This window comes from Flavobacterium sp. DG1-102-2 (assembly GCF_033042555.1).
GTDB lineage: Bacteria > Bacteroidota > Bacteroidia > Flavobacteriales > Flavobacteriaceae > Flavobacterium.
The window spans coordinates 1-11,145 of the sequence record NZ_JAWLIK010000019.1 but is presented as its reverse complement, the minus strand read 5'-3'; the positions used below and the strand labels follow the sequence as shown (position 1 = coordinate 11,145).

The window sequence follows — 11,145 nt, the reverse complement described above, 5'->3', positions numbered from 1 at the left end:
AATGCGGGTGCAAAAGTAGCACTTCTTTCCCCTTTTCCAAACTTTAAGCAACCTTTTTTTAATGTTTTTTTAACCTTCAATCCTAACTTGCTGATATAACCGTTTTTGAGTAGGAAAGTTTTTTTAAGCATAATGGTGTTTTGCGACAATGCTGCCCGCTAAAGGGAAGAAACAAAAAAAAATCCTTTACTCTTATATATAGGTATAGCAAATAGGATTTGCTTTTGACACAACCGCTCTTATATAATACACCCTCTATCCAGCCCGATTGAGCCGGTATCCTCGAAGCGAAGCGGAGAGATATAGGCGAAAGCAGGAAAAAACTGTAAAAAAAGTGCATAGCCCCTTTCGAAACTATGCACTTTACCAATCAACCAATCAAACCTAAATTATTTCTTTAAAAATGCCTTTGCAATAGGCGGCTGTCCTGTTTTCGCCATCAACCCTCCATCGGCAACGATTGTGGTTCCGTTTACGAACGACGCATCGTCGGATGCCAGGAATGCAACAACCGTTGCAATTTCTTCGGGCTGACCTATGCGCCCGGACGGGATCACATCATTATACTGCTGCAGTACATCATCTGTAAGAGCACCTTTAAGCAGCGGCGTTTCTATAGGCCCCGGGCAAACTGCATTACAACGGATATTATCACCTCCATGATCGTTAGCCACAATGCGGGTAAGGTTTATAACGGCGGCTTTGGCTGCATTATAGGACGCCATCGCATAGTCTGCCCCCAAACCACTGATGGATGCCGTATTTACAATCACACCTCCGCCACCTTTTATAAACTCTGGTATTGCATACTTACATCCCAGAAACACACCGTCCACATCTATCGCAAATACTTTGCGCCAGTCTTCCAGCGTAGTATCAGGAATGAGATTGAACCCTCCTATCCCGGCATTGTTGTGCAGTATATCCAGTTTCCCGAATACCTCTACGGTTTCGATAACCATGTTTTTCACATCTTCCTCTTTACTCACATCCACCTTAATCGCGTGTACAGCATCACCGTATTCACTCTTAATAGCCGCAAGCCCTTTATCATCCATATCTGCTACAGTAACTTTTGCACCTTCTTCTACTAAAATTTTTACTGTGGCTTTTCCTATTCCGGAAGCGCCTCCGGTTACAATGGCAACTTTGCCTTCAAATCGATTTTTCATCATGTATAGTTTTTGTATTCAAAGCTTTAAACTTGTATATACAAGCATTTATATAAATGTACGCATCCCTTTTAAACACTGGACATCTTTTATGCTTCATTTAACAGCAATATAAAATTGACCTGATTGTGCACATTATGCTGCCACCTGCCCTAACCGCATTAAAAAAGAAGCGATTATCCCCATTAAATGATTTACATATATATTGTAAGTGAAGCGCTATTAGTTTATATTTGCGCTTTATAAATTTTTAACAATGATAAATATTACACTGCCGGACGGTTCGGTTAAAAAGTTTGACGCAGGGGTAAGCCCTCTGGACGTTGCCATGAGCATTAGTGAAGGTTTAGCGAGAAACGTGATTTCTGCATCCTTTAATGGTACAACTGTTGAAACCAAAACCCCACTGACGACGGACGGCGCGTTAATATTATACACCTGGAATGACAAAGAAGGCAAAAAAGCTTTCTGGCACTCAACGTCTCACGTTATGGCGCAGGCGCTTCAGGAGATGTACCCGGGCATTAAGCTCACTATTGGCCCTGCTATCGACAATGGTTTTTACTATGATGTAGACTTTGGTGATAACACAGTTACCGATAAGGATTTTAAAGCTATCGAAGATAAAGTGCTTGCCATTGCAAGGGAGAAACACGAATTTACAATGCGCAGTGCCACTAAAGCTGAAGCATTAGCATTCTATAAAAACGAGAACAACCCCTATAAAACAGAACTTATAGAAAACCTTGAAGACGGTACGATCACGTTTTGCGACCACGCAACGTTTACCGACCTTTGCCGTGGCGGACACATTCCGAACACAGGTATCATCAAGGCATTCAAAATAATGAGCGTTGCCGGTGCTTACTGGCGCGGTGATGAGAAAAACAAACAGCTTACACGTGTATACGGTATCTCTTTTCCTAAACAGAAGGACCTTACCGAATACCTTGAACTTCTTGAAGAAGCTAAAAGACGTGACCACCGTAAGCTTGGTAAAGAACTTGAGCTATTTGCTTTTTCAAGCAAAGTGGGTCAGGGATTACCATTATGGTTACCTAAAGGTGCTGCACTTCGTGACCGTTTAGAGCAGTTCCTTAAAAAGGCACAAAAGAAAGCCGGATATGAGCAGGTGGTTACACCGCACATTGGGCAAAAAGAATTATATGTTACATCGGGCCACTATGCAAAGTATGGTGCAGACAGCTTCCAGCCAATACACACACCTAACGAAGGTGAGGAGTTTTTGCTGAAGCCAATGAACTGCCCACACCACTGCGAGATTTATAATACCAAACCGTGGTCATACAAAGACCTGCCGAAGCGTTATGCTGAATTTGGTACTGTATACCGTTATGAGCAGAGTGGTGAGCTTCACGGTTTGACACGCGTTCGTGGATTTACTCAGGATGACGCGCACATTTTCTGTACGCCTGATCAGCTTGACGAAGAGTTCAAAAAAGTAATTGACCTGGTACTTTATGTATTCAGCTCTCTTGGTTTTGAAAACTTCAGCGCGCAGATATCATTACGTGACCAGGAGAACAGGGAGAAATATATAGGCAGCGACGAAAATTGGGAGAAGGCTGAAAATGCGATCATCAACGCTGCAAAAGATAAGGGACTTAACACTGTTGTAGAATATGGTGAAGCGGCTTTTTATGGCCCTAAGCTTGACTTTATGGTTAAGGATGCTCTTGGCCGTCAGTGGCAGTTAGGTACAATCCAGGTTGACTATAACCTTCCTGAGCGTTTTGACCTGACTTACAAGGGTTCTGATAATGAACTTCACCGTCCGGTTATGATTCACCGCGCGCCGTTTGGTTCTATGGAGCGATTCATAGCGATATTGCTTGAAAATACAGCAGGAAACTTCCCGCTTTGGCTAATGCCAGAGCAGGCTATCATACTGTCTCTTAGTGAGAAATATGAAAATTATGCTAAAAAAGTTTTAGAATTGCTGGAAAATCACGAAATTCGCGCCCTCATAGATAACCGAAACGAGACAATAGGCAAAAAAATACGCGAAGCAGAAGTTCAAAAACTGCCGTTTATGCTTATCGTTGGTGAGGAAGAAGAGAAAAACGGAACGATTTCTGTACGTCGCCACGGTGATGCAGGGAAGTCTAACCAAAGCATGACAATTGATGAATTTGCTGTCTTAATACAGACAGAAGTTGATAAAACACTAAAAACATTTCAAGTTTAACTTAAATTTTTAAAGCCATAGCAATAAGAAACAACAGAGGCTACCAGCCTCGAGTAGAAAAAAAAGATGCACATAGAACAAATGCTGCAATCCGTGTCCCTGAAGTAAGGCTTGTTGGGGACAATGTAGAGCCGGGTCTATACAAGACATCGGTAGCGCTACAAATGGCAGAAGAGCAGGAAGTGGATTTGGTTGAAATATCGCCAAATGCAGAACCGCCCGTATGCAAGATCATGGACTATAAAAAGTTTCTTTACGAGCAAAAGAAACGTGACAAAATGCTTAAGGCAAAGTCTACGCAAATTGTTGTTAAAGAAATACGTTTCGGACCTCAAACCGATGAGCACGATTATGAGTTCAAAAGAAAGAATGCAGAGAAGTTCCTTAAAGAAGGTTCTAAACTAAAAGCATTCGTATTCTTTAAAGGACGTTCTATCATTTATAAAGAACAGGGGCAGATACTTCTACTGAAGCTTGCCACTGATCTTGAAGAGTGGGGAAAAGTTGAAGCTATGCCGGTACTTGAAGGTAAGAGGATGATTATGTTCATCGCTCCGAAAAAGAAAAAATAATACTCAGTATAAAGTCGAAAGCCGTAAAGTCTGAAAGTCCGTTCAGGATATAGCTTTATGACCTTCGACTTTAGACTTTGGACTATAAAAAATAAGTAAGTAAGATAAATTCAAATACAGGAAGAAAATGCCTAAAATGAAAACCAAATCCTCAGCCAAAAAACGCTTCAAAGTTACAGGCTCAGGAAAGATCAAAAGAAAGCACGCTTTTAAGAGTCACATCCTGACTAAAAAATCTAAAAAGCGTAAGCTGGCGTTAACTCACTCTGCACTTGTTCACAAGACAGATGAGAGAAGCGTTAAACAGCAATTAAGAATTATCTAATAGCTGTTTCGGTTAAAACAAATTAAATAACCCTGGAGCATGGCTCATTAAGAGTCCGATAATATTACGGAACGCCTGCTACAAAAAAAAAGTAAAATTATGCCAAGATCAGTAAATTCAGTAGCGTCAAGAGCTCGTAGAAAAAGAGTATTGAAGCAAGCCAAAGGTTTCTTTGGAAGACGTAAAAACGTTTGGACAGTAGCGAAAAACGCGGTAGAAAAAGCAATGGTTTATGCTTACCGTGACAGAAAACAAAAGAAAAGAAACTTCCGTGCTTTATGGATCATGCGTATCAACGCTGGTGCACGTCTTCACGGAATGAGCTATTCTCAATTCATGGGTAAAGTTAAAGGTGCAGGCATCGAATTGAACCGTAAAGTTCTTGCAGACCTAGCTGCTAACCACCCTGAAGCATTTACGGCTATCGTAAACCAAGTTAAATAAAACGTTTATAAACAATATATTTATCTTACTTACTTAATAAAGACCCGCACAGCAATGTGCGGGTTTTTTATTTACTTTGGATAAGTATTATTCCTAACAATGAAATCTAACCAAATATTTTTCTTCGCTCTAAAAGAAGATCTGATAGAACTGGTAAAATCTATTGAATCCAATTTTAACATCAAATATGCGCATACCGGATTATTGGATGAAAAGATAGATTGCATTTTATCGTTACAAGACGTACTAAAACATCATCAAGTCAAATTTGGAGATTGGAATTTCAACAATAGCTATCTGTTGATACCTTACAGCTGCGAGCTACAAATTAGAGAAGTCGCTCAAAGAAAAGGAGACATTAAGTATGCCATCGATCAAATGAAAAACGAAAACAGTACTGTTTTTTCTCTTGGAGGAGAATATGATAATGCTATTGTAGCTTCTAAAATTGGCACCATTTCTAACACGAAATTTGCAAAAGAGTTTATGCTATACATATCAGTTTACATGAAACAATATAAAAATATCAGCGGTTTTTATATTAGTTCAAGCGCTTTTGAAAAGGCAAAAAAAGGAGTTAGGCTTACAACAAATACGCGACAATCTACAGAATACGATTTAAATATCGACAAAATTTAACCCTATAAATTATATATTTATTTACTTTTAATGTAGCAACCTTAAATCATTACACCATGAAAATCGACCGCTACACAAAAATCGTCCTTACCATTATTGCTGTTTGCCTTTTAGAAAACACAATTGAGAAACTCGACATTTTTCCTAAAGCTTATGCCGGCGAAGCATCTGCAACGGCGAATAGACCCTCACTGGAGCTCGCCAGATATGGTTTAATTCCAGTTAACAAAGACGGCAGCATAAATGTTACCATGAAAACCGTTTCGCCAATGGATGTAAATATTACAGGAATACGTACCAGCGATGACCTGAAAGTAAATGTTTCCGGCATAAACACAAGCAGCAGCCTCAATGTAAATGTAAATCTGGACAAGATTTCAGGCTCTTCAGTGTATGGAGGGTTACCTATTAAGGTTATAAAATAAATTCATGAACAACAATCAATTTGATTATTTAATAGAATTTATGTTGGTACATGCAAAGGCTTTCTTGCAAGAAATTGGAGAATTTTACCCATATGGATCGGTACGAATGGTAAACAGTCAATTAAAAACAATTGGTGTTTAAAATGATGATGACTCTAATTTTAATCCTCAGAGAGCGATGGAAATTATTGAAGATAGCATCATCAAAAAATTCTTTCAGGTGAAGTACTGACAGGAGCAATAGGAACTAACGTATTATTGAATAGAGAAGATGCTATAATGATAAAGGCAACTTTTGATGGAAAAACATGGCAGGAAAAATATTATTGTTATGAATTATCGGAGGAACAAATAATTATTATGAATCCAGACTAAAATTGAAAAGCAGCTTAACGACCTGTTGCATACACGTAAATTTATCCGGGTTACAACCGACGAAACATTTATATTAAAAATCCTAAAGATTCTTCACTCTTCTTCGCGACGTTCAGAATGACAATGTGCAATTACGATATTGTTTCATCTTCCAGCATCGAACATCAGACTTCCGACTAATTAAAAACCTCAATGGTCTCCCCATCATAACTCGCAAAAACCATTGATGGATGTGAATCCTTATGAAACATATTTCCATCTTTATCTATTCCGATTGCACCTGCAAAACCATCGTAAGGTTTTAATTCGGCAAATGTTTTGGCAAAGGCTTCTTTTATAGGCATACCATCTGTAACACGGGTTACGATTTTTGTAGCAGTAGCATTACTTACAATGTCCTCTCCCACTCCCGTACAGCTTACACCGCAAAATTCATTGGTATAATTTCCGGCAACGGTAGCTGAATCGGATATCCTGCCAACCATTTCAAACCCTTTACCACCGGTTGATGTCGCTACTGCAAGTCGGCCTTGTGCATCTAAAGCTACGCAGCCAACTGTACCCAGGCCTTTAGTACCCAGTTTAGCTTCATATTCTTTTCGCCTTTGCGGAACCTCTGTAGAGAAAACGTCAAATCCCTGTTGGCGTGCAAATTGGGTTGCTCCCTCTCCACCTAATATTCTATCGTCATATTTCATAAGCTGCACCGCAACTTCTATCGGATTTTTTACTTCCTCTATATTGATAACGCCGCTCATCTTATGGGAAACACCGTCCATCAACGCAGCACTCATTCTTATTTTACCATCGCTTTGTATCTGCGAACCGGTTCCTGCATTAAAAAGCACATCATCTTCTAACAGTGAAACCGCATAAACAGCAGTTTCTAATGCCGAATGGTTTTCAAGATACGCATACGCTTTGGTAACAATTGTTTTCAGCGCATTTTGTTTGTCGGCTTTAGTTTGGGCATCAGTTGTAGATTCGCTAAAGAAACCACCGTGGATAATAAGTCTCATAAGTTGTTGTAAGTTTTGGGATAAAAAAATAGCGGACAGCTTTCGCTGCCCGCCATTATATATATTGTTATTCTGCATCTACACTGTCAGGCTGTCCTTCACCATCTGCTTCTGCAGGAACAACAAGCGCCGAAGAATATTGCGAATTGTGAATTTCAAGACTATGTGTCTGTAAGTCATAAGTATCATACATACTCATCACGTGTACAATAAGATTATTTATAGAAATAGGCCTTCCAAGTTCTACTTGTGTTAAGTTAGTATCCATAATCTGTCGACCGTCAACTAAAATTACAAGTCCGGAACCTATGGCTTCCATCTTAGTATTGTTTGTTATCAGCAATCCGGTATCTTCTCCAAGACCAATACCCATAACACGCGGATTGCCAACTACCGCCTGAAACAATCTGCCGATACGGCCACGCTGTACAAAGTGCGTATCTATAATTACGTTTTGTATAAGGCTTAGCCCGCTGGTAATCTTAACCTCTCCTTTAAGCAATGCCTCCTGGCTGCTGCCCTGGTAGATCATATTATTGGAAGCAGCTGCTGCTCCCGCAGATGTACCCGCATATATAAACTCTTCGTTTTTATATTTATCAAGTATGATATCGTGGAATTTGGTTCCTCCCAATATTGAAGTCAAACGCAGCTGATCGCCACCGGTAAACATTACGACATCTGCCTCCTGTATTCTTCTAAGGACTTCAGGGTCATTTGTCTGCTCACGTCTTTCTATATGAAGAATACCAACATTTTTAGCGCTCAGGTATTCAAATGCTTTTACATATTGCGGCCCTACCTCACGCGGTATTACCGATGCTGTAGTTATAACTTCAATCCTTGACTCTTCTCCGTGTTTGGATTCTTTAATAACGCGCCTTAAAATACCACTTTCAAAAAAGTTAAGGTTATTGGCCACGTTCTCATCATAAGAAACTTCTGTAAAGCTGCCTTTATCTACGGCCCCTCCTATGATTATTAATTTTCCCTGTACATTTTCCATTGTGCAAAAATAGTTAAAAAAATAAAACTCTTATTTACATTACAAATAGTAAGCCAAAAGATTTACTTAAAAAAACGCGCAAACACCAATTTTAATTATTTTTTTTAAGTAAATTACTATCGATGAATAAACGCTTATTCTTTTATAGTAGTTATTCGTTAAAAACACCAAATTCTAAAGATACATTATAACCTACACTCTCTGCCCACTTTATGAAGATACTTAAAATTCAGGCCCTTCGCGGACCAAACATCTGGAGCGTCCGCCGAAAAAAGCTTATTCAAATGCGCCTTGACCTGGAAGAAACAGAACAGTTTCCTACCAATAAAATTGACGGTTTCCGCGAGCGCATTGAAGCACTCCTGCCATCACTTATAGAACACCGTTGTTCTGAAGGCCATCGCGGAGGTTTTTTTGAGCGTATAGAAAGGGGCACCTGGATGGGCCATGTCATAGAACATATCGCTTTAGAGATACAAACCCTCGCTGGTATGGATACCGGTTTTGGCCGTACTCGTGAAACGAAAACGCCCGGGACTTACAATGTAGTATTCAGTTACCTTGAGGAAAATGTAGGCCTTTATGCAGCCGAAGCCTCAGTACGTATTGCCGAAGCGCTTATAAGCGGCGCCGAATATGATCTTGATAACGATTTGCAATCAATGCGTAAAATCAGGGAACGCGACAGGCTGGGACCAAGTACCGGCAGCATTGTTGAAGAAGCTGTTGCACGCGATATCCCGTGGATACGATTGGGAAGTAATTCACTGGTACAATTGGGTTACGGCGTTAACCAAATGCGTTTTCAGGCAACAATTACAAATAAAACAAGCCATATAGCAGTTGATATTGCCTGCAACAAAGAGGCTACTAAACGTATGCTCGACGCTGCATCTGTTCCCGTTGCAGGTGGCGGTATTTGTACCGACGACGAAACACTGGAAGAAATAATTGCAAAAATTGGCTACCCTATAGTACTTAAGCCGCTTGATGGTAATCATGGCAAGGGAGCATCTATCAACGTAACCAACCTTAAAGATGCAAAAGCCGGACTTGTATTTGCTCAGGAATATGGCCGCAGGGTTATCGTAGAGAAATTTATTACCGGATTTGATTTCCGCGTACTTGTCATTGATAATAAAGTTGTTGCCGCTGCTCAAAGGGTACCTGCACACGTTAAAGGCAATGGAAAAAACACTATTCAGGAACTTATAGATACCGAAAACCTTGACCCAAAAAGGGGCTACGGACACGAAAACGTACTTACGGAAATTACTGTTGACCGCGACACTACCGATCTTTTGGCTAAAATGAATTACTCACTGGAAACTGTTCCTCAGCAGGACGAGATCGTTTACCTTAAATCTACCGCCAACCTCAGTACAGGTGGTACATCAGTCGATGTAACCGATATGATGCACCCTGAAAACATTTTCCTTTCAGAAAGGATAGCCCGCGTTATTGGGCTTGATGTTTGCGGAATTGATATCATGGCCGAAAATCTTACGCAGCCATTAAAAGAAAATGGGGGTGTTATATTAGAAGTAAATGCTGCGCCGGGATTCAGGATGCACCTTGCACCATCGGAAGGACTGCCGAGAAATGTGGCTTCGCCGGTTTTAGACATGCTTTATCCTCCGGGAAAACCAAGCCGTATCCCGATTTTTGCCGTAACAGGAACAAACGGAAAAACAACAACTACCCGACTTTTAGCCCATATCGTTAAAAACAATGGCTTTAAAGTTGGCTTTACAACTTCTGACGGTATCTATGTACAAAACCATATGCTGGAAAAAGGGGATACTACCGGACCTGTAAGTGCCGAATATATCCTTAAAGATCCTACTGTGGAGTTTGCTGTACTGGAAACTGCACGTGGTGGAATACTACGATCAGGCTTAGGCTTTAGCCGATGTGATATAGGAATTATTACCAATATCCAGGAGGACCACCTTGGCCTGAATGATATCCATACACTGGATGACCTGTCGAAGGTAAAACGTGTTATAGTAAAGAGCGTTAAAAAAGACGGATGGGCAGTATTAAATGCCGATGATCCTGAGTGTATAAAAATTGCTAAAGAACTGGAATGCAATGTGGCTTACTTCAGTATGGAAGAAGACAGCCCGTTTGTAAAACAGCTGGCAAAAGAAGGCAAAGTGACCGCAGTATATGAAAATGGTTTTATTACCATCAAAAAAGGCGAGTGGAAAATAAGGATAGAAAAGGCATCGCACGTGCCGCTTACTATGGGCGGAAGGGCAAAATTCATGATTGCCAATGTGCTTGCAGCTACCCTTGCTTCTTACCTTTGGGGCTTTAAAACCGAAGACATCAGCCTTTCGCTACAGACATTTATACCTGGTGCGGCACAAACACCGGGACGAATGAACATTTTTGAATTCTCAAAATTTAAGGTATTAATCGATTTTGCACATAATCCGGCGGGCTATCGTGCGGTTGAAGAGTTCCTAAATAATATAGAGGCCACACAAAAAATAGGAATTATTGCCGGTGTGGGCGACAGACGTGACGAAGACATTAGGGAATGTGCCGAAATTGCTGCCCGAATGTTTAACCATATCATAATAAGACAGGAAAAGCACCTTCGGGGACGTACCGATGAAAACATAAACGGACTTATAACCGAAGGTATCAAAAACTCAGGCAGGGAAGTAACCTACGAAATGATACCTAAAGAAACCGATGCCCTGAAACACGCCATGAACAGCGTGCAGGAAGGCGGTTACATTACTGCTTTAAGCGATGTTGTTGCAAATGCCATAGATGTGGTTCAGCAATATCTCGATAAGGAGAATGAAGACATTATAGGTGACTAGTATATAAAAATCCCACGCAAAGCGTGGGATTTTTGTTTTATATGTCTCGTCCTGAAAAAAGTTGACTAATAAATGTCAACGATATGGAAAAACATGATGTTAGGGTAAAAGTAATTACC

The 11,145-nt window shown here is 40.4% G+C and carries 10 protein-coding genes; 7 read left to right on the top strand and 3 right to left on the bottom strand.

What is annotated here, in order from left to right:
• Positions 1-389: 389 nt before the first annotated feature.
• Positions 390-1,175, bottom strand: a complete 786-nt coding sequence (locus R1T16_RS18365; protein WP_317502596.1) for an SDR family oxidoreductase — start codon at positions 1,173-1,175, stop codon at positions 390-392.
• A gap of 253 nt (positions 1,176-1,428) precedes the next feature.
• Between R1T16_RS18365 and thrS the strand changes: the two genes are divergently transcribed.
• The 6 genes from thrS to R1T16_RS18335 all read left to right on the top strand — a co-directional run bounded on the left by thrS (position 1,429) and on the right by R1T16_RS18335 (position 5,786).
• Positions 1,429-3,381, top strand: coding sequence for a threonine--tRNA ligase (gene thrS / locus R1T16_RS18360; RefSeq protein WP_317502595.1), 1,953 nt, complete (start codon positions 1,429-1,431; stop codon positions 3,379-3,381).
• 23 nt (positions 3,382-3,404) lie between these two features.
• Positions 3,405-3,953 (top strand): translation initiation factor IF-3, encoded by a 549-nt coding sequence (infC, locus tag R1T16_RS18355; protein ID WP_317502597.1) that lies wholly within the window; start codon positions 3,405-3,407, stop codon positions 3,951-3,953.
• Between the two features lie 127 nt (positions 3,954-4,080).
• Positions 4,081-4,278: a 50S ribosomal protein L35 gene (rpmI, locus tag R1T16_RS18350; protein ID WP_057672358.1), complete on the top strand. Its 198-nt coding sequence runs from the start codon at positions 4,081-4,083 to the stop codon at positions 4,276-4,278.
• 99 nt (positions 4,279-4,377) lie between these two features.
• Positions 4,378-4,722, top strand: coding sequence for a 50S ribosomal protein L20 (gene rplT, locus R1T16_RS18345; RefSeq protein ID WP_057672355.1), 345 nt, complete (start codon positions 4,378-4,380; stop codon positions 4,720-4,722).
• Between the two features lie 99 nt (positions 4,723-4,821).
• A complete protein-coding gene (locus tag R1T16_RS18340; RefSeq protein ID WP_317502594.1) occupies positions 4,822-5,361 on the top strand; it encodes a hypothetical protein in 540 nt (179 codons plus the stop codon).
• Between the two features lie 56 nt (positions 5,362-5,417).
• Positions 5,418-5,786 carry a hypothetical protein gene (locus R1T16_RS18335; RefSeq protein ID WP_317502593.1) on the top strand — a complete coding sequence of 123 codons (369 nt, stop codon included), beginning with the start codon at positions 5,418-5,420 and terminating at the stop codon, positions 5,784-5,786.
• A gap of 551 nt (positions 5,787-6,337) precedes the next feature.
• On the opposite strand, the gene R1T16_RS18330 is transcribed toward R1T16_RS18335, so the two are convergent.
• Positions 6,338-7,180 carry an isoaspartyl peptidase/L-asparaginase gene (locus tag R1T16_RS18330; protein ID WP_317502592.1) on the bottom strand — a complete coding sequence of 281 codons (843 nt, stop codon included), beginning with the start codon at positions 7,178-7,180 and terminating at the stop codon, positions 6,338-6,340.
• Between the two features lie 67 nt (positions 7,181-7,247).
• Positions 7,248-8,186, bottom strand: coding sequence for a cyanophycinase (locus tag R1T16_RS18325; RefSeq protein WP_317502591.1), 939 nt, complete (start codon positions 8,184-8,186; stop codon positions 7,248-7,250).
• 212 nt (positions 8,187-8,398) lie between these two features.
• Here R1T16_RS18325 and cphA point away from each other — a divergent pair, with 212 nt between their 5' ends.
• Positions 8,399-11,026 (top strand): cyanophycin synthetase, encoded by a 2,628-nt coding sequence (cphA, locus tag R1T16_RS18320; protein WP_317502590.1) that lies wholly within the window; start codon positions 8,399-8,401, stop codon positions 11,024-11,026.
• Positions 11,027-11,145 lie beyond the last annotated feature (119 nt).

Bases quoted from the DNA above. Each gene is read 5' to 3' on its own strand.
- rplT (WP_057672355.1), top strand. From the start codon at position 4,378: ATGCCAAGATCAGTAAATTCAGTAGCGTCAAGAGCTCGTAGAAAAAGA.
- R1T16_RS18340 (WP_317502594.1), top strand. From the start codon at position 4,822: ATGAAATCTAACCAAATATTTTTCTTCGCTCTAAAAGAAGATCTGATA.
- cphA (WP_317502590.1), top strand. From the start codon at position 8,399: ATGAAGATACTTAAAATTCAGGCCCTTCGCGGACCAAACATCTGGAGC.
- R1T16_RS18330 (WP_317502592.1), bottom strand. From the start codon at position 7,180: ATGAGACTTATTATCCACGGTGGTTTCTTTAGCGAATCTACAACTGAT.
- R1T16_RS18335 (WP_317502593.1), top strand. From the start codon at position 5,418: ATGAAAATCGACCGCTACACAAAAATCGTCCTTACCATTATTGCTGTT.
- thrS (WP_317502595.1), top strand. From the start codon at position 1,429: ATGATAAATATTACACTGCCGGACGGTTCGGTTAAAAAGTTTGACGCA.
- R1T16_RS18365 (WP_317502596.1), bottom strand. From the start codon at position 1,175: ATGATGAAAAATCGATTTGAAGGCAAAGTTGCCATTGTAACCGGAGGC.
- R1T16_RS18325 (WP_317502591.1), bottom strand. From the start codon at position 8,186: ATGGAAAATGTACAGGGAAAATTAATAATCATAGGAGGGGCCGTAGAT.
- rpmI (WP_057672358.1), top strand. From the start codon at position 4,081: ATGCCTAAAATGAAAACCAAATCCTCAGCCAAAAAACGCTTCAAAGTT.